The organism is Micromonospora coxensis, assembly GCF_900090295.1.
GTDB lineage: Bacteria > Actinomycetota > Actinomycetes > Mycobacteriales > Micromonosporaceae > Micromonospora > Micromonospora coxensis.
Map to the genome: position 1 here is coordinate 2,039,276 of NZ_LT607753.1, position 25,988 is coordinate 2,065,263.

Genomic DNA, 25,988 nt, shown 5'->3' on the forward strand with positions numbered 1-25,988 from the left:
CCCCTCGGACCACTCGGCGTCCCGCACGACCACGGCCACTCCACCGCACCACACACGTTTTCCCAGCTCACACGCTGCTGGTGGGGCGGGCGGGACTCGAACCCGCGACCGAGGGATTATGAGTCCCCTGCTCTAACCGGCTGAGCTACCGCCCCGATACCGCGCCGGATCGTAACCCGCGCGACGGATCACCGGCCACCACCGAAACGGCACGAACGATCACCCGCGCCAGCACGATGGGCTACGCGAGGATAACAGTCAGCAGCCGACCGGGATGCCCCGCGATCACCCCGGCGCGCGCAACTGGGCGAGGACCGCGCCAGCCGTACGCCAGCCGCTGGCCAGCGCGCCCTGGATCGACGGGCTGTCCCGGTGGTCGCCGGCCACGTAGAGACCGTCGCCGAGGGCCACCGGCTTGCGCAGCCGTCCCTGCGGCGGCGGCGCGGCGGGCAGCGCGTCGGGGACCGCGACGGTGGTGAGGTGCTCCCAGTCCGCAGTGGAGCGGCCGTAGAGCCGGTCGAGTTCACGGCGGATCACCGGCTCGGGCGGGGCGGACGGGCCGACCACCGAGGTGGCGATCAGGTGCCGCCCGGCGGGCGCGTAGCCGGGCGCGGCGTTGCTGACCACCACGGTGTTGGCGACCAGTTCCCGGCGGTCGCCGTCGAGCAGCAGGATCGGCTCGTCCAGCGGCGCCTCGGGCGCGGCGTGGTAGTAGGTGGTGTAGCTGTGCATGCGTACCCGGGCCAGGGTGGGCAGCAGGGTGCCCGCCGCCGGCGGGTCGACGGCGACCACGACGGCGCGACAGGCGATGTCGCCGGCCGGGGTGCGGACCCGGCCGGGCGCGACCTCGGCGACCGGGGTGTCCAGGGTGACCAGGTCGGCCGGCAGCGGGGCGGCGACGGCGGCGGGCAGCGCGCCCATGCCGCGCGCCGGCAGGCCGATGCGGCCGCGGGCGAAGGAGCGCAGGATCATCGCCAGCACGTGACTGGAGGTCTCCAGTTCCCGGTCGATGAGGACGCCGGAGAGGAACGGCCGCAGCAGTTCCTCGATGATGGCGGCGGAGAGCCCGGCCCGGCGCAGCGCGGCCTCGCTGGTGGTCTCCGGGGCGTCGAGCAGCCGGCTCTTCGGCAGGGTGGCGCAGCCGGCGGCGAGGGTGGCGAAGCGCAGCCGGTCGAGCAGCGAGCCGACGCCGGCCAGCGCGGTGCCGGGCGCGCCGCCGGGTTCGCGCAGCGGGTTGACCAGCCGGACGAGTCGCTCGCCGCGCCGCAGCAGCACCCCGGAGGTGAACCAGCCCAGGTCGAGGGTGTCCAGGTCGAGCAGGGTGCCCAGCCGGGGGTAGGCGGTGTTGAGCACCTGGAAACCGCGGTCGAGCAGATAGCCGTCGACGGCGTCGGTGGCGACCCGGCCGCCGAGCCGGTCGCCCGCCTCCAGCAGCCGCCAGGGCACGCCGGCGCGGTGCAGCCGGCGGGCGGCGGCGAGGCCGGCGAGGCCGCCGCCGACGATGACGACGTCCGTCTCAGCGCGCATCGCCGGCCTCCGTCGGGGTCCGGGCCGCGCGGGACAGCCGGCTGGGCCACCAGACCTTCGGCCCGATGTCGTACGCCAGCGCGGGCACCAGCAACGAGCGGACCACGATGGTGTCCAGCAGTACGCCGACCGCCACCGCCACCCCCAGTTCCACCAGCACCACCAGCGGCAGTACGGCGAGCGCGGAGAAGGTCGCGGCGAGCACGATCCCGGCGGAGGTGATCACGCCGCCGGTGACGGCGAGGCCGGCCAGCACTCCGGGCCGGGTGCCCCGCCTGACCGACTCCTCCCGGACCCGGCTCATCAGGAAGATGTTGTAGTCGATGCCGAGGGCGACCAGGAAGACGAAGGCGAAGAGCGGGAAGGACGCGTCGACCCCGGGGAAGCCGAAGAGGTACCGGAAGATCAGCGCGCAGAGCCCCAGGGTGGCCAGGAACGACAGCACCACGGTCGCGATCAGCAGCACCGGGGCGACCAGGGCGCGCAGCAGCAGGGCCAGGATGACGGCGATCACCACCAGCACCACCGGGATGATCACGTTGCGGTCCCGGGTGGACGCGTCGGAGGTGTCCACGTTGATCGCGGTGAACCCGCCGACGACCGAGTCGGAGCCGGGTACCCGGTGCACCGCCTCGCGCAGGTCCCGGATGGTCCGCTCCGCGCCGTCGCTGTCCGGCGGGTCGGCCAGGGTCGCCTCCAGCTGCACCCGGCCGTCGACGACCTTCGGCGGCGTGTCCGGGGCGGGCGGGCCGGTCCGGTCGCCCTGGCCGACCGGGCGGACGGCGGCGACCCCGGGGACGCCCTGCGCCACCCGGGCCACCTCCTGCGCGGTCTCCTGCCGGGTGAAGATCGTCGCCGGGCTGCCGGTGCCGGCCGGGTAGTGCCGGGCGATCACCTCCTGCCCGGCCACGGAGTCGGTGCGCTCGGTGAACAGGTCGGACTGGCCGAGGGTGGTGGCGCCGAGCTGGGTGACGCCGACGGTGAGCAGGGCCAGCGCCACCGTGGTGACGATCCAGACCGGCCGCGCGCGGCGGGCGACGAATCGCGCGATCCGGCTCCAGATGCCGTGCTCGGTGTGCGGGTCGGCCCGGTCGGCCTCGGGCCGGCGCGGCCAGAACGCCCACCGGCCGCCGAGCACCAGTAGCGCCGGCAGGAAGGTGAGCATGACCAGCAGGGTGGCGGCGATGCCGATGGCGGCGACCGGGCCGAGCGCCCGGTTGGAGTTCAGGCTGGACAGCAGCAGGCAGAGCAGGCTGACGATGACGGTGGCCCCGGAGGCGACGATGGCCGGGGCGGCGCCCTTCCAGGCGGTCCGCATCGCGTCCCAGGGGCGCTCGTGCCGGTGCAGCTCCTCCCGGTACCGGGCGATCAGCAGCAGCGCGTAGTCGGTGCCCGCGCCGAAGACCAGCACGGTGAGGATCCCCTGCGCCTGCCCGTTCAGCTTGATCACGTCGTCGCGCGCCAGCAGGTAGACGAAGACCGACGCCAGCGCGTACGACGTGCCCGCGGCCAGCAGCGGGAAGATCCAGAGCACCGGGCTGCGGTAGACGACGAGCAGGATGACCAGCACCACGACGAGGGTGACCAGCAGCAGCGGCCCGTCGATCGCGGTGAACACCTCGATCAGGTCGGCGAGCAGCCCGGCCGGGCCGGCGACGTCGACGGTGAGCCCGTCCCGGTCGTCGCCGGCGATGGCCCGTAACTCGTCGACGACCCGGCTGATCTCCTCGCCCTCGGAGTCGTCGATCGGGACGACCACCTGCAACGCCTGGCCGTCCTGGCTGGGGATCGGTGGCGGCAGCGGCCCGACCACGCCGGGGACCTGGGCGAAGCGGGCCGCGTCGGCGGTGGCGCGCTGCGTGTCGGCCTCGGTGATGCCGGCCGGTCGCTCGTAGACCACCAGGGCGGGCGTGGTCGGTTCGTCGACGAAGCCGGCGGCGAGTTCCTGGGCGCGGGTGGCCTCGGCGTCGGTGGGCAGGAACGAGGCGTTGTCGTTGGTGGCGACCTCGCCCAGCTTGCCCGAGTACGGCCCCGCGATCCCGCCGACGACCAGCCAGCCGAGCACGACCGCCACCGCGATCAGCGTGGCCGTCCAGCGGCCCCGTCCTCCGGCCATTTCCACCCGTCCCTCGAATCGACGCATCAATCGACGCAGCGGGAGTCTAAGTCGACATCGACCATCCTGCCGCCCGAGCCCACCGGCCGGGGCGGAAACCACCGCACCGCCGCCACCCCGGACCGCCTCCGTTTGCGGCGTGTCGCGACGTCACGAGTTCCCGGACACCGCGACACGCCGCAAACGGGGTGGGCCGGCGGGCTGGAGGCGGGGGTGGACGACAGAAACGCCCGTCGGCGTGGGCCGACGGGCGTGGCGTGGAGCTGAGCTCCCCCGTTTGGACTCGAACCAAAAACCTGCCGGTTAACAGCCGGCTGCTCTGCCAATTGAGCTACGGGGGACCGCTTGTCACCTCACTCGCGGATCTCTCCGGCGCTCGGCGACGGCACAAGAGTACAGGACTCCCCGGGGGTTCGGTCCAGGGGGTTACCCCATGACGTTCCACCGCCGCACCGATCGGCGGGCCGTCACCGCCGCACCGCCGACGTGCGGAATAATACGGACAAATAGTCATCCCGGCACCACCAGGTATGAGCGCGGAGCAGGATGGGTAGTTAGCTGCCGACAGAGGACGCAGGCGCGAACAGGTCGGACCGGTCCGGGAGATCCCGGACGGGAACGGCGGAGCGTCAGGTACGGAAGGAGCCGCCATGCGCGGAAAGATCATGTTTCTTGGCGGGCTGGCTGCGGGCTTCGTCCTGGGCGCCCGTGCCGGCCGGGAGAAGTACGAGGAGCTGGTCGTTCGGGGCCGCAAGGTGCTCGACCACCCGACCGTCCAGGAGGCGGCGGGTGTCGCGCAGGCCCAGGCGACCCGGCTCTACTCCGAGGGCAAGGACAAGCTCGGCCAGTCCAAGCTGGGCGAGAAGCTGGGCGGCAACGGCAGCAAGCCGGGTCTGACCGCGGCGGACGACGCGTTCGCGGGCACCCCGGCCACCGTCGGGGCCAAGACCAGCAGCACCGGCTCGACCAGCTCCACCAGCTCGTCGGCCAGCACCCCGAAGCCCAAGGCGCCCGGTTCGGGCACCAACGGCAGCACCATCTGATCGTCCGTACGCCGCTCGGGCCGGTCGCCGTCTGGCGACCGGCCCGACGCGTGTCTCAGGCGTCCCGCCGCACCAGCCGGACGACCGCCGCCCCGAGCAGCACCAGCAGCCAGCCGACGAAGACCGCCAGGCCGGCCCCCGGCGAGAGCAGCTGCGGGTCGGACGAGATCGACATGAACGCCTGCCCGGCGTTCGACGGCAGGTACGGAGAGATCGTCTCCGACCAGCTCTCCGGCAGCAGCGAGACCACTCCGGGCAGCACCAGCAGCAACGCCACCAGGCTGGTCAGCGCGCCGGCGGTGGTGCGCAGCAACGCGCCCAGCGCCATGCCGAGCACGCCGACCCCGGCCAGGTGGAACGCCGTACCGAGCACGGCGCGCAGCACACCCTCGTCGCCGAGGGAGATGCCCTCGTCACCCAGGACGGCCTGCCCGCCGAGGAAGGTCAGCAGCACGGTCGGCACCAGCGCGACGAGGCAGACCCCGGCGAGGACCGCCACCTTCGCGCCCAGCACCGGCCAGCGCCTCGGCACGGCGGCGAGCGAGGAGCGGATCGTCCCGGTGGTGTACTCCCCCGCCATCAGCAGCACTCCGAGGGTGCCGACGAGCAACTGGGCCAGGTTCACCCCGCCGAGGCTGGCGCCGAGCGGATCCAGCGAGGACGGTCCGCCCGGCGGGGCCGGCGTGCCGGGCTCGATCGTCGCGTCCGACAGGAAGGCGGAGAACCCCAGGCCGAGCGCGGTGAAGACGACCACCGTGGCGGCCAGCAGGAGCAGGGACGACCGCAGCGTCCGGAACTTGATCCACTCGGAGTGGACCACCCGCCACCAGGTGACCCGGGCGTCGGTGGGGACGGGAACGCGGGTGGGGGTGGCGGTGGTCATCGGGTGCTCCTTCCGGTGGCGACCGGCCGGGCGGCCTCGCCGTGGTACTCGACGGCGTCGCGGGTCATGGTCATGAACGCCTCCTCCAGGGAGGCCTCGGTGGCGGTCAGCTCGTGCAGGGTGAGGCCCGCCGCGGCGGCCCGGTCGCCGATCTGATCGCGGCTGAGCCCGGTCACCTCCAGCAGCCCGGGCTCGCCGGCGGTCACCGTCACGTCCGGCCCGAGGAGCAGGTCGCGCAGGGTGGCCGCCTGCGGGGAACGGACCCGTACGGTGGTCCGCGACGCCTGCCGGGTGAACTCGGCGAGGGAGACGTCGGCGATCAGCCGCCCCCGGCCGACCACGATCAGGTGCTCGGCGGTCTGCGCCATCTCGCTCATCAGGTGCGAGGAGACGAAGACCGTCCGCCCCTCGACGGCCAGGCCCTTGAGCAGCGCCCGGATCCACCGGATGCCGTCCGGGTCGAGGCCGTTGACCGGCTCGTCGAGCATCACCACCTGCGGGTCGCCGAGCAGCGCGGCGGCGATGCCGAGCCGCTGCCCCATGCCGAGGGAGAAGCCGCCGGCCCGTTTGCCGGCCACCTCGCGCAGGCCGACCAGGTCGATCACCTCGTCGACCCGCCGGCGGCCGATGCCGTTGGTGGCGGCCAGGGCGAGCAGGTGGTTGCGGGCCGACCGGCCGGGGTGCACCGCCTTCGCCTCCAGCAGCGCGCCGATCTCCCGCAACGGCGCGGGGTGTTCGGCGTACCGGCGGCCGTTGACAGTCACCGTGCCGGTGGTCGGGGCGTCCAGGCCGAGGATCATCCGCATCGTGGTGGACTTGCCGGCGCCGTTGGGGCCCAGGAAACCCGTGACGATCCCGGGCTCCACCCGGAAGGACAGCGAGTCCACGGCCGTCTTGTCGCCGTAGCGCTTGCTCAGGTCGGTCGCTTCGATCATGCGACCAACGGTCGCCCGCGTACCCGGGTCGTGGCGTCGGCCGGGCGCAGACAATCGCGCGTACCGCGACCGCGGTATCCGGGCCGGGCGGCTACCGCGCCGGCAGGTGTGCTCAGCGGGCCGGCGGCGGCGTGACCCGGACCAGCCCGCTCTGGTACGCGATGACGACGAGCTGGGCCCGGTCCCGGGCACCCAGCTTCATCATCGCCCGGTTGACGTGGGTCTTGGCGGTCAGCGGGGAGACCACCAGCCGCTCGGCGATCTGCTCGTTGGACAGTCCCGCCGCCACCAGCGTGACCACCTCCCGCTCCCGTTCGGTGAGCACCCGCAGCCGCTCGGGGCCGGCCTGCGGCTCCGGCTCCGGCTGGGCCAGGAACCGGGCGATCAGCCCACGGGTGGCCTTCGGGGACAACAGGGCGTCCCCGGCCGCGACGGTACGGATGGCGTCGAGCAGCTCGGCCGGCTCCACCCCCTTGCCGAGGAAGCCGCTGGCTCCGGCGCGCAGCGCCTGGAAGACGTACTCGTCGACCTCGAAGGTGGTCAGGATGAGCACCCGTACCCCGGCCAGGTCCTCGTCGGCGGTGATCGCGGCGGTGGCGGCCAACCCGTCCATCTCGGGCATCCGCACGTCCATCAGCACCACGTCGGCGCGGGTGGCGCGGGCCAGCTCGACGGCCTCCCGCCCGGTGGCCGCCTCCCCGACGACCACCAGGTCGGCGGCGGAGTCGATGAGCACCCGGAACCCGGCCCGCAGCAGTTTCTGGTCGTCGGCGAGCAGCACCCGGATCGTCACTCGGCCTCCTCCTCCGGGGCGGGCAGCTCGGCGCGGACCAGCCAGCCCCCGCCGGGGCGCGGGCCGGCGGCGAAGGTGCCGCCGACCGTCTCGGCGCGCTCGCGCATCCCGAGCAGGCCGAGGCCGGTGCCGGGTCGCACGTCGGCGGTCGTGGCGGTGCCGAGCGCGCTGCCGGATCCGGTGTCGCCGCCGGGCACGGCGCCGCCGTCCGCTCCGGCCGGCTGCGGGGTGCCGTCGTCGCGTACCTCGATGGTGACGCCGTCGGGGTCGTAGCGCAGGCGGACCGCGACGGCCGCGCCCGGCGCGTGCCGGTGCGCGTTGGTCAGCGACTCCTGGATGATCCGGTACGCCGCGACGTCCACCGCCGTGGGCAGCGGCCGGGGTTGGCCGGCCACGGTCCACCGCACCGGCTGCCCGGAGCTGAACCCCTCCACCAGCGCGTCCAGCCGGTTGAGGCTCGGGGCGGGCTCGGTCGGCGCGTCGGGCTCCTCGGCGCCGCGCAGCACACCGAGCAGGGTGGCCAGCTCGTCGAGGACGGTCCGGCCGGCGGCCCGGACGTGCCCGAGCGCCTCCTCGGCCGCGTCGGGCTGCCCGCGCAGCAGATGCCCGGCCACCCCGGCCTGCACGTTGATCAGCGCGATGTGGTGGGCGACCACGTCGTGCAGCTCCCGGGCGATGCGCAGGCGCTCCTCGGCGACCCGCCGCAGCGCCTCCTCCTCCCGGGTCTGCTCGGCCCGGCGGGCCCGTTCCTCCAGCACCGCCACGTACGCCCGCCGGCTGCGCACCGCGTCGCCGAAGGCCACCGCGACGCCGAACCAGAGCAGCAGCACCACCACGGCCGGGTCGAGCCAGGGCACGCCGAGGGTGACCACGGCCGCGACTCCGACCGCCAGCGCGCTGGCCGCGCCGGCCGCCGCGGCGGTCCGCCGGTCGGTCCGGGTGGCGACCGTGTACGCGGCGATCGCCACGACGAGCACGAAGGGCCCCCGGGCCAGGCCGGTGAGCTGCCCCAGCACCACGGCGACGGTGGTCACGGCGAGCACCGGCAACGGGTGGCGCCGACGCAGCGTCAACGCCCCGCAGCCGAGGGCGGCGAGCAGCACCCCGCCGGCGGTGAGCGGGACCCGGGGCGGCCCGCCGGGCGGGCTCAGCGGCAGCAGGCTCGCCACGAACAGCGCGACGGCGAGCACCGCGTCGGCCACCGCCGGGTGCGCCCGCGCGACCCGACGCCACTGTGCGAGGCGTCCCATGCGGCCCAACGTACGGCAGCCGCCGGGTGAGTCACCCGGCGCATCGCCGGGCCGTCCCGCACCGCTGCCGAGGAGCCGGACCGGCCGGTGGCCGCGGTGTCCCGGGCCCCGCACAGCCGTACCGCCCCGCCGCGGGGAGAGCGGCGGGGCGGTACGGGAGCGGGCAGGGTCAGCGCTTGCCCGCGGCGTTGCGCTTCTTCTTGAGCTTGCGGTCGTCGCGCAGCTCGACGTACGGCTCCTCCTCCGGCGAGTGGCCGGCGGAGATCGCCCGACCACGCTCCAGCTCCGCGTCGAACTCGGCGCCGAGCAGGATGGCGATGTTGCTCAGCCAGAGCCAGACCAGGAAGACGATCACGCCGGCCAGGGCGCCGTAGGTCTTGTTGTAGGACCCGAAGTTGCTGACGTAGAGCGCGAACAGGCCGGAGATGACCAGCCAGATCACCACGGCCAGGATGCCGCCGGGGCTCACCCAGCGGAAGCCGCCGTGGCGGGCGTTCGGCGAGGCCCAGTAGAGGATGGCGAACATCAGGCTGACCAGGAGCAGCAGCACCGGCCACTTGGCGATGTTCCACACCGTCACCGCGGTCGAGCCGACCCCGATCGCGCTGCCCACCTGCTCGGCGAAGCCGCCGGTGAAGACCACGATCACCGCGCAGGCCAGCAGCATCACGCCGATCACGGCGGTCACCCCGAGCCGGATCGGCAGGGTCTTCCAGATCGGCCGGCCCTCCGGCACGTCGTAGATCGTGTTCGAGGCGCGCATGAAGGCGGCGATGTAGCCGGACGCGGACCAGAAGGCGGCGAGCAGACCGATGATCGCGGCGATGCTGGCCAGCCCGCCGGAGGCGCCCGCCTGGTCGATCGCCCCTTCGATGATCCGGCGGATGTTCTCCTCCGGGACCGCCTGGTTGACGGTGTCCTTGACGCCGGTGGTGGCCCGGTCGCCCAGCAGGCCGAGCAGGGAGATCAGCACCAGCAGGCCGGGGAAGATGGAGAGCACGCCGTAGTAGGTCAGGGCGGCGGCCCAGTCGGTCAGGCTGTCGTCCTGGAACTCCTTGAGCGTGCGCTTCAACGCCGCCTTCCAGCCCGAGCCGGGCAGATCGGTCGGGCTGTCCGGGCCGTCGTCGGGGCCGACCGGCCCGCGGTGCACGTCCCGGTCCGACCGCCCGGACCCGGCCCGCTCGTCCACCCGGGGCCGGGTGGGCAGCGTGCCCAGGTCGTCGCGGTCGCGCCCGGTGCGGGCGGATGTCTCGTCGGAGGCCATGCGCCCCTCCTCGTGATCGGCGGTGTCCCCCTCGACATGCCCCGACCGGGCCGGACGTTAACCCCTCACTTGTAGAGCAGGCCCACCATCCGCCGGGACGCCACCGTCAGCCCGAGCGCGGTCAGCGCCAGCAGGTAGAGCACGTCGGCCAGCCACCACCAGCCGCCCCCGCCGACGCAGACGTCGCGCAGCAGGTGCACCGCGCGGTAGAGCGGGGTCACCTCGACCAGCCAGCGCAGCGCCGCAGGGTACGCCTCGGCGGGGACGAAGGTGCCGCTGAACAGGAAGAGGGTGAACTGCGCCGAGCCCATCAGGTCGAAGTCCTGCCAGCTGCGCATGAAGGTGGAGAGCGCCATGCCGGCGGAGCCGAAGGCGAAGCCGGTCAGCACCGCCGCCGGGAAGGCCAGCAGCGCCCGTCCGACGGTGGTCAGGTCCATCGCCACCATCACCGCGAGGAAGGCCGCCGAGTACGCCGAGCCGCGCACCATCGCCCAGGACAGCTCCCCCAGCGCGATCTCGAACGGGCGCACCGGGGTGGCGATGATCCCGTCGTAGAGCTTCTGGTACTTGAACTTGCCGAAGAAGTTGAAGGTGGTCTCGGCCAGCGCACCGGTCATCGCGGACGCGGCGAGCATGGCCGGGGCGACGAACACGGCGTACTCCACCACCCGGCCGTCGGGCAGGGTGAAGCCGTCGATCAGCCGGCCCACCCCGACGCCGATCGAGAGCAGGTAGAGCACCGGCTCGACGAAGCCGGAGATGAGCAGCAGCCAGTAGACCGACTTGAGCGCGGCCACGTTGCGCTCCACCATCGAGGCGGATCGGCGGACCGTGCCGGAGGTGTCGAGCAACCGGGGCAGGACGAGAGTGACCATGTGCGGCTCCTAGACCACGAGCCGGCGGCGGAAGAGGCGCACCGCCAGCACCCAGCCGACCGCCGCCCAGGCGGCGAGGTAGAGCAGGTGGCCGACGGCGGAGGACTGCGGGGGCACGCCCAGCGTCGCCGCCCGGCACAGGTCCACCGCGTGCCAGAGCGGCGTCGCGTACGCCAGCGGGCGCAGCGCGGCGGGCAGCGACTCGACCGGGAAGAAGACCCCCGCGAAGAGCGTCATCGGGATGACCGCGAAGCGGAACAGCATGGCCAGCCAACTGTCGCTGGACACGGCGGCGGCGTACGCGAAGGTGGGCGCGGCCACCGCCAGGCAGAGCAGCGCCACCACCGGCAGGGCGAGCACCGCCCACGGTGAGGCCAGCGCCCCGAACAGCGCTGTCACCAGTAGGAACGCGACGCTGGCGGTGAGCACCCGGAACAGCACGAAGCCCAGGTGGCCGGCGAGGATGTCGCCGACGCGCAGCGGCGCCGAGCCCTGCGCGAAGTACGTCCGGGTCCACTGGAAGTTGCTGAACACCGGCCAGGTGGACTCGCCGATGGCCACCTGCACGGCGGTGGAGGCGAGCAGCCCCGGCACGATCCAGTCGAGGTAGGGCACCCCGTCGACGCCCCGGTCGACGTACGCGCCGACGCCGACGCCGAAGCCGACCACGGTGAGCGTCGGCAGCAGGAAGGACGAGAAGATCCCGGCCCGCCAGGTGCGGCGGTAGCCGGTCAGGTAGTGGGCGAGCACGGCCAGCGCGGGCACCGCCGGCCGCGACCGCTGCGCCACGCTCACCTCGACCTCCGCCCCGCCGCCGTCACCACCCGGCCTTCCTACCCCGGGGGTACGACAGGCCCGACCCACCCTACGGTCGCCCGCGCCGGGGTGTCGCGCGGATTCACCGGTCCCCGGCGCGCACGACACGCAGCAGCGCGAGCAGCGCGTACCCCCAGAGCACCAGCCCCGCGCCGGTGCCGACGACCAGCCCCGCCGAGGTCGACGAGACGAGCGCGACCACCAGCCCGGCCAGCGCCACCAGGCACATCGCCACCGCGAGCGGCACCAGCATGCGGTCGCGCAGCACCGGGGCGAGCGGCACGAAGTGCACGCCGACCACCGCGCAGATCAGCACCGGGACGTACTCGCCCCACCCGGCGGCGGAGAGCAGCGCCGCGCCGAGCGCCGCGGCGGCGAACTCGGCGGCGACGATGATCCCGTACCTCCGGTCGGCGCGACGGTCCCGGGGCAGGGCCGCCGCCGCGCGGCCGGCCCGCAGCACGACGGCCGCGCCGCCCAGGGCGGTCAGCAGCGCCGCGCCGCTGGCGACCACGAGCAAAGTCCGCAGCGGCTGCCCGGCCGCCGGCACGCTGAACCAGATCGTCGCGAAGACACCCAGAATGAGCGCCGTCAGACCCGCCTGACGCCGCGATCGCACATCCACAGTCGACCCCTCCCCCGTTCCGGCCGCCGATGCTACGCGTACCGGCCGGACCTGCTCAGTCGACCAGGGTGCGACCGGTGAGGTGCAGGAAGACGTCCTCCAGGCTGCTGCGCCGGACCAGCACGGCGGCCGGCGTCAGGCCGCGCGCCTCCACCTGCGCCAGCGCGGCGTCCCCGTCGCCGACGTAGAGCAGGACCCGGTCGGGCAGCACCTCCACCCGCTCCCCGAGGCCGTCCAGCTTGCCGGCGAACGCCTCCTGCGACTCGGCCGCGAAGCGCAGCTCCAGCACCTCGCGGGTGGAGTGCCGCTCGATCAGGGCGCGGGGCGATCCCTCGGCCACGATCCGGCCGCCGTCCATCACCACCAGCCGGTCGCAGAGCTGCTCGGCCTCGTCCATGTAGTGGGTGGTCAGCACGAGGGTGACCCCCTCCTGCTTGAGCCGGAACAGCCGCTCCCAGACGAGGTGCCGGGCCTGCGGGTCGAGCCCGGTGGTCGGCTCGTCGAGCAGCACGATCTCCGGCTCGTTGACCAGCGCGCGGGCGATGGTCAGCCGGCGCTTCATCCCGCCGGAGAGCGGCTCGACGCGGCTGTCGGCCCGCTCGGTGAGCTGCACGAAGTCGAGCAGCTCGGCGGCGCGTCGGCGGGCGGTGGAGCGCGGGACGCCGAAGTAGCGGGCGTAGGTGGTGAGGTTCTCCCGGACGGTCAGCTCGGGATCGAGGTTGTCCAGCTGGGGGCAGACGCCGAGGCGGGCCCGGATGGCGGGGCCGTCGCGGACCGGGTCCATGCCGAGGATGCGCAGCTCGCCGCCGCTGGGCGGGGAGATGCACCCGATCATGCGCATGGTGGAGGACTTGCCGGCGCCGTTGGGACCGAGGAAGCCGAAGGCCTCGCCGGGGCGTACCTCCACGTCGATGCCGTCCACGGCGGTGAAGTCGCCGAACCGCTTCACCAGCCCCCGGGCCCGGATGAGTGGTGCCGCACTGCTCACCGGCCGACCGTACCGGGGGCCTACGACAACCACGAGGCATTTCGACATCCGCGACAAGGGGCACGGGGGCCGACACGGACGGTAGCTACAGCTACCGAGCGTGACCGCTGTAATGCAATTGAGACGCTGCGCCCTCAAGGGGACGCCCCCGCCTCACCGCAGGGCAAAGAACACCAAAGTGGACAGATCCTTTTCGGTCTGCGCGCCCCGTCCCCCTATTGTCAACCATTACCGCCCACTCGCTTGCTGAAACCCTCCTTAATTGTGCTCTCTCAGAGTAATTGACAAGCCCTTCCCATTACCGACCGCAATGACTTTCGGCAATGTTCCATGGTGTACGCCATTCGCGTATCGTCCCCCCTCGTGTCATCCGTACGTTCCTCCGACGGTCCCGACCCGCAGTCGCCGCACCCCGGCCCCGGCGGTACGGGCGCCACGGTGGACGACGCCCCGGTGCCACTGCCCGCCGAGGACGCGCCGCGCGATCCGGCCCGTCCGGCCACTCCGGATCCGCGGGAACTCGCCGCGCAATTCGAGGACGAGAAACCGGGCCGCACCATCACCGGACCGATCGGACTGCTGCTCACCGGCGCCACCGTGGCGGTCGCGCTGCTCGCGCTCGTGCAGGTCTTCGCCCCGCTCTCGCAGGGCAGCAAGTACTACCTGATCATTTTCCTGGCCGGCGTGCTGCCCATGGTGTTCCTGGCGTACCCGGCGGACCTGCCGCTGCCGTGGCGGCGTACGCCGACCGGCGAGCGGCGGCCCGGCGCGGACCGGACCCGCCCCACCGGCCCGGACTGGGTGCTGGCCGGCGCGGCACTGGTCAGCTGCCTCTACCCGGTGCTGCCGGTCACGATCGGGGGCGCCGGTGGCGGGTACGACGCCTTCCTGGACCGGCAGGGCCTGCTCACGCCACTCGACGTCGCGATGGGCACCGTGCTGCTGCTCCTGCTGCTGGAGGCGTGCCGGCGCACCACCGGCTGGATCCTGCCGGCGGTCTGCCTGCTCTTCCTCGGCTACGGCTACTACGGCGGGCTGCTGCCGCAGTCCCTGCCGGTGGCCCACGCCGGGCTCGACTTCGGCCAACTGGTCGACGCCTTCTACAACTCCGACAGCGGCTTCTACGGCACCCCGCTCGACGTCGCGGCCTCGTACATCGTGCTGTTCACCATCTACGGCGCGGTGCTCGACCTCTCCGGCGCGGGCCGGTTCTTCGTGGAACTCTCCGCCGCCGCCTTCCGCCGCTCCCGCACCGCCGCCGGGCGCACCGCCGTCGCCTCCGGCTTCCTGCTCGGCACCGTCTCCGGCTCGGGCGCCGCGACGACGGTCAGCATCGGCGCGGTCACCTGGCCGGTCCTGCGCAAGGCCGGCTACCCGGCCGAACGCGCCGGCGGGATGCTCGCCGCCGCCGGCGTCGGGGCGATCCTCTCCCCACCCACCCTCGGCGCGGCCGCCTTCATCATCGCCGAGTACCTGGGCGTGTCGTACCTGCAGGTGCTCGGCTGGGCGACCGTCCCGACGGTCCTCTACTACCTCGGCATCCTGCTCTCGGTGGAGATCGACGCCCGACGCTCCGGGGTCCGGCCGGTGGTCATCGACACCACCTCCCCGTGGCGGCTGCTCGGCCGATTCGGCTACCACTTCCTCTCCCTGCTGGTGATCACCGGGCTGCTCGCCCTCGGCCTCTCCGCGACGAAGGCCGTCGTCGGCGCCACCGTCCTCGCCGCCGCGCTCTCCTTCCTGGACCGCCGGCACCGGCTCACCCCGGCCCGGCTGGTCCAGGCGCTCAGCTCCGGGGTACGCGGGGTGCTGGCGGTCAGCGCGGTCTGCGCCGCCGCCGGCATCATCACCGCGACCACCACCAAGACCGGCCTCGGCCCGCAGGCGGCGGCGCTGCTGATCAGCGGGGCGCAGGCGGTCAGCTCCGACCCGGCCGTGGTGCTGGCGCTGACCGCGCTGCTCGCCGCCGTCGCGCTCACCCTGCTCGGGCTGGCCGTGCCGGTCACCGCCTCCTTCGTCATCGGCTGGGTGATCATCGGCCCGGCCCTGCTCGACCTCGGCGTCGCCGCGCCCGCCGCGGCCATGTTCGTCTTCTACTTCGCGGTGCTGTCCGAGGTCTCCCCGCCGACCGCGCTCGCCGCGGTGGCCGCCGCCGCGGTCACCGGCGGCCGGCTGGTGCCGACCATGTGGCAGACCCTGCGGTACGCCCTGCCGGCCTACCTCATCCCGCTCGCCTTCGTGATCACCCCGACCGGGCTCGGGCTGCTCGGCATCGGCGGCCCGCAACGGATCGCGGTGGCCGGCGTGGTCACCGCGATCGGCGTGGCCGTGCTGGCCGTGGCGGCGGGCGGCTGGCTGCCCGGCGTCGGCCCGGTCGGCACACCGGAGCGGCTCGTCGGCGCGCTCGCCGGGCTGACGCTGCTCTGGCTCGAACCCGTACCCGTCACGGTCGGCGCGGTCCTGGCCGCCCTGATGGTGGGGGGTGCGCTCGTACGACGCGGCGCCGCCGGCCGGACCGGCGCGCCGCGGGCAGTTCCATCCGGACACCCTGGGGAGGACATTCAGTGAGACGGATCAACGTGCGGATCGCCGCCGGAGTGGGGGCGCTCGCCCTCGTCGCGGCGGGAGCCGCCGGTTGCGGGGGCCGTCAGGACGGCGCGGCGAAGGACGACGCGGCCAGCGAGGTCACCTGCAAGGTCACCGAGAACACCCGGGTCGGCATCGCCACCGGCAACGCCACCGGCGTCTACTACGTGGTCGGCAACGCCCTCGCCGGACAGCTCGCGGCCAGCACCGACGGCAAGCTCACCGGCACCGCCGCCGAGACCGGCGCCTCCGTGCAGAACATCGAACAGCTCGTCGCCGGCCAGTACGACGTCGCCTTCTCCCTCTTCGACACCGCCGTCAACGCGGTGCAGGGCAAGGGCAGCTTCACCGCGCCGCAACCGGTCGAGGCGCTGGCCCGGATCTACGACAACTACACGCAGGTGGTCGTCCGGGCCGACTCCGGCATCAACTCGGTCGCCGACATGAAGGGCAAGAAGATCTCCACCGGCTCCCCGAAGTCCGGCACCGAGGTCATCGCCAACCGCCTGCTCACCGCCGCCGGCCTGGACCCGGAGAAGGACATCCAGGCGCAGCGCCTCGACCTGACCAAGACCGTCGAAGGGGTCAAGGACGGCAGCGTCGACGGGTTCTTCTGGTCCGGTGGCGTACCCACCGGCGGCGTGACCGACCTCTTCACCACCGCCGGCGACAAGGTGAAGTTCATCGACATCACCCCGCTGCTGCCGAAGATGACCGAACTCAACCCGGCGTACCAGGCCGGCACCATCAAGGCGGACATCTACAAGACGGCGGCGGACACCCCGACCATCGTGGTGCCGAACGTGCTGCTGGTCCGCAAGAACCTCGACGCCGACGTCGCCTGCGCGATCACCCGCACGGTCTTCGAGAAGAAGGACGCCCTGGCCCAGGCCAACCCGGCGGCCAAGGGCATCGACCTGAACAACGCCCGCAAGACCGACCCCGTCCCGATGCACCGCGGCGCGGCCAAGGCCCTGCAGGACCTCGGCGCGAGCTGACCCACGGCGCCGGGTCCGGGCCCACCGCCCGGACCCGGCGCCCCCGACCACCACCGGGAGACCCCGTGCCGCTCCCCCGCCCGGCCCGTGTACGCCGGCACAACCGGCCCAGCGACCACACCGACCAGCTCTGGTCGGTCCGCACCCAACTCCTCGCGCCCATCCTGGTGGCCACCCTCGGCCTGGTGGTGCTCGGCGCCACCCAGACCGGCACCGCACTGGACGCCTCCGCCGACGCCGACCGCGCCCGCGTCCTCGCCGGCACCGCCACCGCGACCGTGCGCCTGGTGCACGAACTCGAACGCGAACTCGGCGAGACCGCCGCCCTGCGTCAGCGCGGCGGCACCAGCGGTCGCCCGCTCGTCGACGCGCAGCGGCGGCGGGTGGACGCCGCCGTCGAGCGGTACCGCACGGCCAGCCGGGACGCCCGCCGCGCCGCGCCGGACCTCGGTGGCGCGCTCGAAGCCGCCGACGACCACCTCTACCGGCTCGACCCGGCCCGCCGCGCGGTGACCGAGTCCGGGGACGTCGACTCGACCTACGTGGCGCTGGTCGAGTCCCTGCTCTCCGTCGCCGACGCCCTGCCGGCCCAGCTCCGCGACACCGACCTGGCCAACGCGGCGCGGGAGGTCGCGGCGGTCGCCGCCCAGGAGCACCTGGCCTCGCTGGAACGCGACCTGATCCGGGCGGTCTTCGTCCGCGGCGAGCTGGCGCCGGGCGAGTTGGTCCGGCTCGGCCAGCTGCGCGGCGCGCAGGAGCAGCGCCAGGCGGAGTTCTCCCGGATCGCCGACGACGAGGCGCAGGCCGCGTACGTCCGGTTGATGTCCGGCTCGGACGTGTCGAGCGCGCAGCGGATGCGCGACAGCGCCGTCAACGGCGAGACCCTGCCGGCCGCGCTGAAGGTCGACGGCGACGCCTGGTTCGTCGCGCAGAGCGGCATGATCCGCCGCTACAACCTCCTCGGCCGGGAACTCTCCGAGGAGTTGGACCGGCAGGCCGCCACCCTGGCCGCGGACGCCCGGCGGCGGGCCCTGCTCACCGGTGGCGCGACCACCGCGGTGGCCGCCGCCGCGCTGCTGGCCGCCGCGCTGCTCGCGGTACGTACCAGCCGCCGGCTGCGCCGGCTGCGGGTCGCGGCGCTGACCATGGCCCACACCGAGCTGCCCGAGCGGATCACCGCGATCGCCTCCGGCGAGGGCACCCCCGCCGAGGGCGCGGCCACCCGGCTCACCGCCGGCATCCGGCAGGGACGCGACGAGGTCGCCCAGGTGGCCGAGGCGTTCGACACGGTGAACCGGGCGGCGTTGCGGCTCGCCGGTGAACAGGCGGAGCTGCGGTTGGACGTGACCCGGATGGCCGAGGCGCTGGCCCGGCGGATCCGGACGCTGATCACCCGGCAGCTGCGGCTGCTCGACGAGTTCGAACGCGAGGAGACCGACCCGGACGCGCTGGCCCGGCTCTTCGCCCTCGACCACCTCGCCGCCCGGATGCGCCGCAACGGGGAGAACCTGCTGGTCCTCGCCGGTGGCGAGCCCGGCCGCGCGCACGAGGGCGACCACCTGCTGGCCGACGTGGTCCGCGCCGCCGCCTCGGAGATCGAGGACTACACCCGGGTCGAGATCGACGTGCCACCCGCCGCGGTGCACGGCTCCGCGGTGGGCTACCTGGTCCACCTCCTCGCCGAGCTGCTGGAGAACGCCACCAACTACTCACCGCCGCACGCACCGGTGCACGTGGACGGTCGCCGTACCGTCGACGGGCTCACCCTGCGCGTGCACGACCAGGGCATCGGCATCAGCGAGAGCCGGCTCACCCAGATCAACGAGCGGCTGCTCGCCCCGGCCGTGCTCTCCAGCGCCGCCGCCGGCAGCATGGGGCTGCACGTGGTGGCCCACCTGGCGGCCCGGCACGGGATCCGGGTCCAGCTGCACAACACCGGCCACGGCACGATCGCCCAGGTCGAGGTGCCGGAGAGCGCGCTGACCCGGCTGGACGCGGTGTCCCGACGTCCCGCGCCGAACCGCCAGCCCTCCTCGTCGGCCGCCTGGTTCCGGCCCCGCGCCGGCACCCCGGCCACCGCGACCGCGGTGCCGTCCGGGATGCCCGGGGCACGGGCGGCCGAGCCGCCGTACCCGGGGCACGGCCTCGCCGGACCGGTCGGCGCGCACCACGCGCCCACGGTCTCGCTGCCGGTCGTCGGCCCCGGCCGGGGCGCCGCGCCGTCCCGGCCGCCGGCCGCCCGGGGCGCCGCGTCCCCGCCGCCCGGACCCACCCGCCCGCCCACCGGCGCACCGGCGGCGACCACCGGGACGGGCCTGCCCCGGCGCACCCGGGGCGGCGCGATGCCCACCGGGCTGCACCACGCCCCGCCGCCCCGGAAGGCGGACGACCCGCTGGACCCGGAGGTGGTGCGGGCCCGGCTCTCCGCCCTCGCCGAGGGCGTGGCCAGCGCGATGCGACGCAACCAGCACAACGGATCGATTGGGAGACAGCAATGACCTCACCCGTGAGCCCGGGCCTCGACTGGCTCCTGGCGAACTTCGCCGAGCAGGTGCCGGACGTCTCCCACGCCGTCGCGGTATCCGAGGACGGGCTGCGGCTGGCCGCCTCGCCCCACCTCGCGCCCGACCAGGTGGACCAGCTCGCCGCCGTGATCAGCGGGTTGGCCAGCCTCACCGTCGGCGCGGCGCGGCTGATGTCCGCCGGGCGGGTACGGCAGCAGATCGTCGACATGGACGGCGGCGTGATGCTGGTGATGTCGGTCGGCGAACGGGCGCTGCTCGGGGTGCTCGCCGCCCCCGGCTGCGACCTCGGCCAGGTCGGCTTCGAGACGGCGACGTTGGTGCAGCGGGTGGCCGAGGCACTGGAACCGGCGGTACGGGGATGACCCGCCGGTCACTGCGGTGGCTGGCCGCGCTGCTGGTCGCCGTGCTCGCCGCCGGCTGCGGGCAGGCCGAGCCCGCGCCGGAGGCCTGGCACGACGGGCGGATCTTCCTGGCCACCGGCAACACCACCGGCGTGTACTACCAGCTCGGCGGCGGCTACGCCGACGTGATCAGCCGGCACCTGCCCGGGTACGAGGCGCGGGCCGAGCCGACCGGCGCCTCGGTGGAGAACATCACCCGGTTGGCCGGCGGGGACATGGAGATCGCCTTCAGCCTCGCCGACACCGCCGCCGACGCGGTCGCCGGGCGGGGCGCCTTCCACCAGCCCCAGCCGGTCCGGGCGCTGGCCCGGGTCTACAGCAACTACACCCACGTGATCGTCCGGACCGACGCCAGGATCAAGGACTTCGCGGGGCTGCGCGGCAAGCGGGTCTCCACCGGTTCGCCGAAGTCCGGCACGGACATCATCGCCGGGCGGCTGCTGACCGCCGCCGGGATGAACCCGGACCGGGACGTCCGCCGGTTCACCCTGTCCCTGCCGGAGACGGTCAAGCGGATGCGGGCGGGCAGCCTCGACGCGATGTTCTTCTCCGGCGGCCTGCCCACCCCGGGCATCGCCGACCTGCTCTCCCGGGACCCGGACACGTTCCGGCTGCTGCCGATCGCCGACCTGATCGAACCGCTGAACGCCACGTACGGCTCGGTGTACACCACCGCCGAGCTGCCGAAGGACGTCTACCGCACGCCCACCGGCACCCCGACCGTGACGGTGGCGAACGTGATGCTGGTCGGCGCGGACATGCCGGACCAGCTCGCGTACGACCTGACCCGGCTGCTCTTCACCTACCAGGGCGACCTGATCAGGGTGCACCCGGAGGCGGGCAACTTCACCCGGCAGAGCGCCGCCGGCACCGACCCGATCCCGCTGCACCCGGGCGCGGCCCGCTTCTACCAGGGCGGCTGAGCCCGGCGGCGCGGGCGCGCCCCGGTGGTCGTCGTCGACCGGGACGGTCAGACGTCCGCCGGGGAGGTGGCGACCCGGGCGGCGGCGACCAGCCGGTCGGTCTCGGCCAGCACCTCGTCGTCGGTCGGGGTGCCCGGGTCGAACCGGACCGTCCAGGCCAGGCCGTCCGCACCGGCCACCCGCCGGGCCGCGATCCGGCCGGCGCCGCCGGGCACCGGGTGGTGCGCGGTGTACGCCACCGAGCGGGTGACCCGGGCCCGCACCTGGTGCGGCAGGTCGCCCGGGTCGAGCAGCAGGTACGTCTCGGCGGGACAGTCGGCGACCACCTGGTAGCCGTCCCGCTCGGCCAGCGGCTCGGCCGGGGTGACGGTCAGCTCACGGCCGGACCAGACCGCCTTGAGGATGTCGTGCCAGCCCAGCCGGTGCCCCCGGCCGGGCAGCCAGAGCCCGAGGTTGCTGGCGACCACCACGCCGTCGCCCTCGCCGTTGCCGGCGGTGGCCCAGGCCAGCACCCGCTCGTCGGCGGCGAGCGGGGGCCGGGCGGCGGGCGGCAGCTTCGGCTTACGGCTGAACAGTCCCATCACAGTCCTCCCGCGGCCTGCTCGCGCAGCGCCCGCGCGTGCTGCTCCAGCGAGAGCAGTTCCCCGAACAGGGCGAAGTACTCGTCCTTGTGGTTCACCGGGTTGATCCGCTGGATCTTGGATTTGAGGTCCCGGATCCGGGCGGTGACCGAGCCCCACTGGAGCCGGGCCATGGTCACCGACACGTAGCGCGGGTCGGGCTCGCCCGCGATGCGCAGCGGCTCCACGGCCAGCTCGCCGACGAGCGCCCGGGCGGCCAGGTCCTCGCAGGCGTCGCGGACGGATTCGATCCACACCGCGCCGCCGGCCGCCGCCGACGCCCCGCCGGCCGCCGCGATCGCCGCCCGTACCGCCTGGTGCACCGGGTGCCGGTACTCCGGCGCCTCGACGGCGTCGAACATCGGCCCGGCCAGCACCGGCTCCTGGAGGGCGAGCTTCAGCGCCTCCCGCTCGACCATCGACTGCGGGCTGTCCACCGCCGGGTCGGGGGCGGCGGCGCGGGGCCGGGCCGACGCGGGGGCGTCCCGGTCGGTGGTCGGGGCGTTGCCGGCGGCGAGTACCGCCCGCTGCACCGGCTCGATCTCCATGCCGAGGTCGCCGGCGAGCTTGCGCACGTACTCCGGGCGCTTCTCCCGGTCCTTGATCTTCGCGACCAGGGGGGCGGCACGGCGCATCGCCTCCACCCGGCCGTCGACCGTGTCGAGGTCGTACCGGTTGATCACGTGGCGCAGCGCGAAGTCCACCAACGGCTCGCGGCGGGCGACCAGGTCGCGGACCGCGAGGTCGCCCTTGGCCAGGCGCAGTTCGCACGGGTCCATGTTGTCGGGGCTGACCGCGATGAAGGTACGGCCCACGAAGCGCTGGTCGTCCTCGAACGCGCGCAGCGCCGCCTTCTGGCCGGCGGCGTCCCCGTCGAAGGTGAAGATGATCTCGCCGGCCACCGCGTCGGTGTCCAGCAGCAGCCGGCGCAGCACGCCGATGTGGTCGGCGCCGAAGGCGGTGCCGCAGGTGGCGACCGCGGTCGGCACGCCGGCCAGGTGGCAGGCCATCACGTCGGTGTAGCCCTCGACGACGACCACCTTGCCCTGCTTGGCGATCTCCCGCTTGGCCTGGTCGATGCCGTAGAGCACGTGCGACTTCTTGTAGATCGGCGTCTCGGGGGTGTTGAGGTACTTCGGGCCGTCGTCGTCGTCGAAGAGCTTGCGGGCGCCGAAGCCGATCACGTCGCCGGCCAGGTCACGGATCGGCCAGAGCAGCCGGCGGCGGAACCGGTCGATCAGCGAGCCCGAGCGGGCCGGGCGGGACAGCCCGGCGGTGACCAGCTCGTCGTGGCTGAAGCCCTGCTGGCGCAGGTGTCTGGTGAGCAGGTCCCAGCCCTCGGGGGCGAAGCCGCAGCCGTAGCGCTCGGCGGCGGCCCGGTCGAAGCCGCGCTGGGCCAGGAACTCGCGTGCCGCCCGGGCCCCGGCCGTGGTGAGCTGCGCCTGGTAGAACTCCACGGCGGCGGCGTGCGCGGCCACCAGGCGCTGTTTCTGCCCCTGCTGGGGGCGGTGGCGCGGGGCGGCCTGGTCGCCCTCCACGTAGCGCAGCTGGAGGCCGGCCCGGGCGGCGAGCCGCTCGACGGACTCGACGAAGCTGAGGTGCTCGGCGTCCATCAGGAACTTGATCGCGTCGCCGCCGACCCCGCAGCCGAAGCAGTAGAAGACGTTGCGGGCCGGCGAGACGTTGAACGACGGGCTCTTCTCGTCGTGGAACGGGCAGAGCCCCTTGAGGTTGCCGCCGCCGGCCGACCGGAGGGTCACCGTGTCCGAGATGACCTCGGCGATGGAGGTGCGCTCCCGGACCAGCGCGATGTCCTCGTCCCGGATCCGCCCAGCCATTCAGTGCCACCCCCTCGGCCCTACATCCTGCCCTGCCGCGGCGGTGATCCGTAGGCCGGGGGATCCGCGTGTGGCGAACGCCCCGGCTCAGCGCGGACGGCGGTGCAGCCACCGGGTGACCGGTGGTGGGTCCTCCTCGTCGTACGACCGGGCGGCCCGCACCGCGGCGGCCAGGCCGAACCGGCGGGCCCGGGCCGGCTGCGGGTTGACCGCCGGGTCCCGGCCCATGTCGCGCAGCAGCGCCACGGCGAGCCCGAGCATCACCACCACGAACGGCAACGCCACCATGATCGTCGCTTGTTGCAGGGCGGCCAGGCCACCGGCGAGCAGCAGCGCGGCGGCGACCGCCCCGATCAGCACGCCCCAGAGCACCACGAGCACCCGGTGCGGGCGCAACGCACCGCCGGAGGTGAGCGAACCCAGCACCAGCGACGCCGAGTCGGCGCTGGTCACGAAGTACAGCGCGATGAGGACCATGGCCAGCACGCTGGTGACGGTCGCCAGCGGCAGCGCCTCCAACAGGCCGAACAGCGCCTGTTCGCTGCCCGCCCCGACGTCCGCCACGAGGTCGCGGGCGCCGGTGGCCTGGACGCGCAGCGCGCTGCCCCCCAGCACCGCGAACCAGACCGCGCTGGCCCCGCTGGGCACCAGCAGCACCCCCACCAGGAACTGGCGTACGGTCCGCCCCCGTGAGATGCGGGCGATGAAGGTGCCGACGAACGGCGCCCAGGAGATCCACCAGGCCCAGTAGAAGATCGTCCAGGATCCGAGCCACGCCGGGTCGGAGAAGGCGCCGGTACGGGTGGACATGAACACCAGGCTGCTCAGATAGTCGCCGACCGATGCGGGCAGCACCTCCAGCGTGTAGATCGTCGGTCCCACCACGAACACGAAGACCATCAGCAGCACGGCCAGCAGGACGTTGGTGGTGGAGAGCCACTTGACCCCCCGGTGCAGCCCGGAGAAGGCCGAGACGACGAAGGCCAGGGTGAGCGCGCCGATCACCGTCAGCTCCACCGCACGGGTGTCGGGTACGCCGGCCACCAGGTCCAGACCGGCGGCCACCTGGAGCGCGCCGAGGCCGAGGCTGGTGGCCGAGCCGAAGACCGTGGCGAAGACGGCGAGCAGGTCGACGGCCCGACCGGCCGCCCCGTCGGCCCGCGCGCCGAGCAGCGGTCGGAACGCGGCCGAGATCCGGTTGTCCCGCCCCTTGCGGAAGGTGGAGTAGGCCAGCGCGAGCGCGGTGACGGCGTAGATCCCCCACGGGTGCAGCGTCCAGTGGAAGAGCGTGTACTGCATCGCCGCCGCCCCCGCCGCAGGGGTCTGCGCCGCGATGCCGGTCGCCGGCGGCGGCGTGGCGTAGTGCTGGATCGGCTCGGCCACCGCGAAGAAGACGAGACCGATCCCCATCCCGGCGCTGAACATCATGGCGATCCAGGCCAGCGTGCTGAACTCCGGCTCGTCGTCGTCGGCGCCCAGCCGGATCCGGCCGTACCGGGAGGCCGCGACGACCACCGCGAGCACCAGGAAGGCGTCCGCCGAGACGACGAAGAACCAGCCGAAGGTGTCGATCACCCAGGCCAGCCCCGACTCGCCGAAGCCGGCCAACGAACGACGGGCGGACACGCCCCAGAGCACGACCGCCACCACTCCACCGACGCCCAGCGCGAGCACCACCGGATCGGGCCGCCGGCTCGCGCCGGGACCCGGGTCCCGCACCCGCTCCGCCATGGTCACATCGTGCCGCCGACCGCCCCTGCCATCAGCGATATCCGCCCATCTCACCCGCTCGACCCGAACCGCCCGACCTGACCGAACGCCCTCGCTCGGCCCGGCCCGGCCCGGTTCGGCTCGGTTCGGCTCGGTTCGGCCCGGCTCGGCTCGGCTCGGCTCGGCGATCTTGCGCCTCGGTGGGGACGTGAGGGGCATTTCGTCCCAGGAACTGACCCGAATTGCACAATCGGCGTGGGACGGGGGCCGCGGGGTCGGCGCGGAGGGGGGTGGATCAGGTGAGGACGGCCTCGTCGGCTTCCACCTGGCGGTTCCAGTCCGGCTTCGTCGACCGCCAGCCCTCGTCGTCCATGCCGCGTCGCCAGTAGCCGGAGATGGACAGGTCGGCCCGGGGCACGTTCCGCTCGACCCGCAGCAGCCGACGCAGGTCCTTGACGAAGGTGGCCTCGCCGTGGACGAAGGCGTGCACCCGGCCGGGCGGGAACTCCAGCGCCCGTACCGCCTCGACCAGCGCCGCGCCGACCGGCCGGTCGCCCCGGTGCAGCCAGGTCAGCTCCACCGCGCCCGGGCTGGGCAGCGGCTGCTCGTCCGCCGGCCCGGCCACCTCGACGAAGACCACCGCCCGGGCGTCGAGCGGCAGCCGCTCCAGCGCCGCGCCGATCGCCGGCAGGGCGCTCTCGTCGCCCACCAGCAGGTGCCAGTCCGCCGTCGGGTCCGGCGCGTACGCCCCGCCGGGGCCGGTGAAGAGCACCTCGTCGCCGGGGCGCAGCCGGGCCGCCCAGGGTCCGGCCAGCCCCTCGTCGCCGTGGTGCACCACGTCGAGGGTCAGCTCACCGGCCACCGGGTCCCAGGCCCGCACGGTGTACGCGCGCAGCCGCGGCCACTGCTCCGCCGGGTACTCCCGCTTGATGGTGGCGAGGTCGACCGGGTGCGGGTAGGTCACCCCGTCCGGCGGGAAGAGCAGCTTCACGTAGTGGTCGGTGTACTGCCCCACCGGCAGCCCGGCCAGCTCCTCCCCGCCGAGGACCACCCGGACCAGGTGCGGCGTGGGTCGCTCGGTGCGCACGACCCGGGCGGAGGTGACTGTCTTGGGGCGATCGGCCATACGGTTAGGCTAACCTCAGTCGGCCGGCGGCTCCCACCGGGCCCGTCGCCGGCCACGTCAGCGGGCGGCAGGGCCGCGAGCCAGTAGCCGGCGGCGCCCCCCAGCCAGCGGCGGGCGCGCCGCGCCAGCGGCCGGGTGGGCCGGGT

At 74.0% G+C, this 25,988-nt stretch carries 21 protein-coding genes and 2 tRNA genes; 6 read left to right on the forward strand and 17 right to left on the reverse strand.

Annotation, left to right across the window (positions count from 1 at the left end):
* Positions 1-78 precede the first annotated feature (78 nt).
* From GA0070614_RS09005 to GA0070614_RS09020, 4 genes are all read right to left on the reverse strand, one after another.
* Positions 79-155, reverse strand: a tRNA-Ile gene (locus GA0070614_RS09005).
* A gap of 130 nt (positions 156-285) precedes the next feature.
* Positions 286-1,527: an FAD-dependent oxidoreductase gene (locus GA0070614_RS09010; protein ID WP_088975527.1), complete on the reverse strand. Its 1,242-nt coding sequence runs from the start codon at positions 1,525-1,527 to the stop codon at positions 286-288.
* Positions 1,517-3,643, reverse strand: a complete 2,127-nt coding sequence (locus GA0070614_RS09015; protein ID WP_088975528.1) for an MMPL family transporter — start codon at positions 3,641-3,643, stop codon at positions 1,517-1,519. The genes GA0070614_RS09010 and GA0070614_RS09015 overlap by 11 nt, the downstream gene beginning before the upstream one ends.
* Positions 3,644-3,911: 268 nt before the next feature.
* Positions 3,912-3,984 (reverse strand) — tRNA-Asn (locus GA0070614_RS09020).
* Positions 3,985-4,293: 309 nt separating this feature from the next.
* On the opposite strand from GA0070614_RS09020, the gene GA0070614_RS09025 reads away from it, so the two are divergent.
* Entirely contained in the window at positions 4,294-4,686 is a 393-nt protein-coding gene (locus GA0070614_RS09025) for a hypothetical protein (protein WP_088975529.1), read from the forward strand.
* Positions 4,687-4,741: 55 nt separating this feature from the next.
* Here GA0070614_RS09025 and GA0070614_RS09030 read toward each other — a convergent pair whose 3' ends face one another.
* The 9 genes from GA0070614_RS09030 to GA0070614_RS09070 form a co-directional block, all read right to left on the reverse strand.
* Positions 4,742-5,569 carry an ABC transporter permease subunit gene (locus tag GA0070614_RS09030; protein ID WP_088975530.1) on the reverse strand — a complete coding sequence of 276 codons (828 nt, stop codon included), beginning with the start codon at positions 5,567-5,569 and terminating at the stop codon, positions 4,742-4,744.
* Complete coding sequence (locus GA0070614_RS09035) at positions 5,566-6,504, reverse strand: ABC transporter ATP-binding protein (RefSeq protein ID WP_088975531.1); 939 nt, start codon at positions 6,502-6,504, stop codon at positions 5,566-5,568. The genes GA0070614_RS09030 and GA0070614_RS09035 overlap by 4 nt, the downstream gene beginning before the upstream one ends.
* 112 nt (positions 6,505-6,616) lie before the next feature.
* Positions 6,617-7,297, reverse strand: coding sequence for a response regulator (locus GA0070614_RS09040; protein ID WP_088975532.1), 681 nt, complete (start codon positions 7,295-7,297; stop codon positions 6,617-6,619).
* Complete coding sequence (locus GA0070614_RS09045) at positions 7,294-8,547, reverse strand: sensor histidine kinase (RefSeq protein ID WP_088975533.1); 1,254 nt, start codon at positions 8,545-8,547, stop codon at positions 7,294-7,296. The genes GA0070614_RS09040 and GA0070614_RS09045 overlap by 4 nt, the downstream gene beginning before the upstream one ends.
* A 169-nt stretch (positions 8,548-8,716) precedes the next feature.
* The gene (locus tag GA0070614_RS09050) at positions 8,717-9,811 is read right to left on the reverse strand and encodes a YihY/virulence factor BrkB family protein (protein ID WP_088975534.1); all 1,095 of its coding nucleotides are present in this window, start codon (positions 9,809-9,811) and stop codon (positions 8,717-8,719) included.
* Between the two features lie 65 nt (positions 9,812-9,876).
* Positions 9,877-10,686, reverse strand: a complete 810-nt coding sequence (locus GA0070614_RS09055) for an ABC transporter permease (RefSeq protein WP_088975535.1) — start codon at positions 10,684-10,686, stop codon at positions 9,877-9,879.
* Between the two features lie 9 nt (positions 10,687-10,695).
* Complete coding sequence (locus tag GA0070614_RS09060; RefSeq protein WP_231933590.1) at positions 10,696-11,481, reverse strand: ABC transporter permease; 786 nt, start codon at positions 11,479-11,481, stop codon at positions 10,696-10,698.
* Positions 11,482-11,584: 103 nt separating this feature from the next.
* On the reverse strand, positions 11,585-12,127 hold the full coding sequence (locus GA0070614_RS09065; protein ID WP_157744970.1) for a hypothetical protein: 543 nt from the start codon (positions 12,125-12,127) through the stop codon (positions 11,585-11,587).
* Between the two features lie 55 nt (positions 12,128-12,182).
* Positions 12,183-13,115 (reverse strand): ABC transporter ATP-binding protein, encoded by a 933-nt coding sequence (locus tag GA0070614_RS09070; protein ID WP_088975537.1) that lies wholly within the window; start codon positions 13,113-13,115, stop codon positions 12,183-12,185.
* A 453-nt stretch (positions 13,116-13,568) separates the two neighbouring features.
* Here GA0070614_RS09070 and GA0070614_RS09075 point away from each other — a divergent pair, with 453 nt between their 5' ends.
* The 5 genes from GA0070614_RS09075 (at position 13,569) to GA0070614_RS09095 (ending at position 20,548) form a co-directional block, all read left to right on the forward strand.
* A complete protein-coding gene (locus GA0070614_RS09075; protein WP_231933672.1) occupies positions 13,569-15,683 on the forward strand; it encodes a TRAP transporter permease in 2,115 nt (704 codons plus the stop codon).
* A complete protein-coding gene (locus GA0070614_RS09080) occupies positions 15,680-16,699 on the forward strand; it encodes a TAXI family TRAP transporter solute-binding subunit (protein ID WP_088975538.1) in 1,020 nt (339 codons plus the stop codon). Before GA0070614_RS09075 ends, GA0070614_RS09080 begins: the two co-directional genes overlap by 4 nt.
* 65 nt (positions 16,700-16,764) lie before the next feature.
* Complete coding sequence (locus GA0070614_RS09085; protein WP_088975539.1) at positions 16,765-19,197, forward strand: sensor histidine kinase; 2,433 nt, start codon at positions 16,765-16,767, stop codon at positions 19,195-19,197.
* On the forward strand, positions 19,194-19,586 hold the full coding sequence (locus GA0070614_RS09090; RefSeq protein ID WP_088975540.1) for a roadblock/LC7 domain-containing protein: 393 nt from the start codon (positions 19,194-19,196) through the stop codon (positions 19,584-19,586). The genes GA0070614_RS09085 and GA0070614_RS09090 overlap by 4 nt, the downstream gene beginning before the upstream one ends.
* Complete coding sequence (locus GA0070614_RS09095; RefSeq protein ID WP_088975541.1) at positions 19,583-20,548, forward strand: TAXI family TRAP transporter solute-binding subunit; 966 nt, start codon at positions 19,583-19,585, stop codon at positions 20,546-20,548. Before GA0070614_RS09090 ends, GA0070614_RS09095 begins: the two co-directional genes overlap by 4 nt.
* Positions 20,549-20,595: 47 nt before the next feature.
* Here the strand turns inward: GA0070614_RS09095 and GA0070614_RS09100 are convergent, their stop codons facing one another.
* From GA0070614_RS09100 to GA0070614_RS09115, 4 genes are all read right to left on the reverse strand, one after another.
* Positions 20,596-21,129 carry a hypothetical protein gene (locus tag GA0070614_RS09100; RefSeq protein ID WP_088975542.1) on the reverse strand — a complete coding sequence of 178 codons (534 nt, stop codon included), beginning with the start codon at positions 21,127-21,129 and terminating at the stop codon, positions 20,596-20,598.
* Positions 21,129-23,006 carry a DNA primase gene (gene dnaG / locus GA0070614_RS09105; RefSeq protein WP_088975543.1) on the reverse strand — a complete coding sequence of 626 codons (1,878 nt, stop codon included), beginning with the start codon at positions 23,004-23,006 and terminating at the stop codon, positions 21,129-21,131. The genes GA0070614_RS09100 and dnaG overlap by 1 nt, the downstream gene beginning before the upstream one ends.
* Positions 23,007-23,093: 87 nt before the next feature.
* Positions 23,094-24,737, reverse strand: a complete 1,644-nt coding sequence (locus GA0070614_RS09110; RefSeq protein ID WP_088975544.1) for a BCCT family transporter — start codon at positions 24,735-24,737, stop codon at positions 23,094-23,096.
* Between the two features lie 274 nt (positions 24,738-25,011).
* Positions 25,012-25,842 carry a siderophore-interacting protein gene (locus tag GA0070614_RS09115; protein ID WP_088975545.1) on the reverse strand — a complete coding sequence of 277 codons (831 nt, stop codon included), beginning with the start codon at positions 25,840-25,842 and terminating at the stop codon, positions 25,012-25,014.
* Positions 25,843-25,988: the final 146 nt, after the last annotated feature.

Bases quoted from the DNA above. Each gene is read 5' to 3' on its own strand.
- GA0070614_RS09050 (WP_088975534.1), bottom strand. From the start codon at position 9,811: ATGGCCTCCGACGAGACATCCGCCCGCACCGGGCGCGACCGCGACGAC.
- GA0070614_RS09015 (WP_088975528.1), bottom strand. From the start codon at position 3,643: ATGGCCGGAGGACGGGGCCGCTGGACGGCCACGCTGATCGCGGTGGCG.
- GA0070614_RS09110 (WP_088975544.1), bottom strand. From the start codon at position 24,737: ATGGCGGAGCGGGTGCGGGACCCGGGTCCCGGCGCGAGCCGGCGGCCC.
- GA0070614_RS09115 (WP_088975545.1), bottom strand. From the start codon at position 25,842: ATGGCCGATCGCCCCAAGACAGTCACCTCCGCCCGGGTCGTGCGCACC.
- GA0070614_RS09045 (WP_088975533.1), bottom strand. From the start codon at position 8,547: ATGGGACGCCTCGCACAGTGGCGTCGGGTCGCGCGGGCGCACCCGGCG.
- GA0070614_RS09030 (WP_088975530.1), bottom strand. From the start codon at position 5,569: ATGACCACCGCCACCCCCACCCGCGTTCCCGTCCCCACCGACGCCCGG.
- GA0070614_RS09055 (WP_088975535.1), bottom strand. From the start codon at position 10,686: ATGGTCACTCTCGTCCTGCCCCGGTTGCTCGACACCTCCGGCACGGTC.
- GA0070614_RS09100 (WP_088975542.1), bottom strand. From the start codon at position 21,129: ATGGGACTGTTCAGCCGTAAGCCGAAGCTGCCGCCCGCCGCCCGGCCC.
- GA0070614_RS09035 (WP_088975531.1), bottom strand. From the start codon at position 6,504: ATGATCGAAGCGACCGACCTGAGCAAGCGCTACGGCGACAAGACGGCC.
- GA0070614_RS09010 (WP_088975527.1), bottom strand. From the start codon at position 1,527: ATGCGCGCTGAGACGGACGTCGTCATCGTCGGCGGCGGCCTCGCCGGC.
- dnaG (WP_088975543.1), bottom strand. From the start codon at position 23,006: ATGGCTGGGCGGATCCGGGACGAGGACATCGCGCTGGTCCGGGAGCGC.
- GA0070614_RS09095 (WP_088975541.1), top strand. From the start codon at position 19,583: ATGACCCGCCGGTCACTGCGGTGGCTGGCCGCGCTGCTGGTCGCCGTG.
- GA0070614_RS09090 (WP_088975540.1), top strand. From the start codon at position 19,194: ATGACCTCACCCGTGAGCCCGGGCCTCGACTGGCTCCTGGCGAACTTC.
- GA0070614_RS09025 (WP_088975529.1), top strand. From the start codon at position 4,294: ATGCGCGGAAAGATCATGTTTCTTGGCGGGCTGGCTGCGGGCTTCGTC.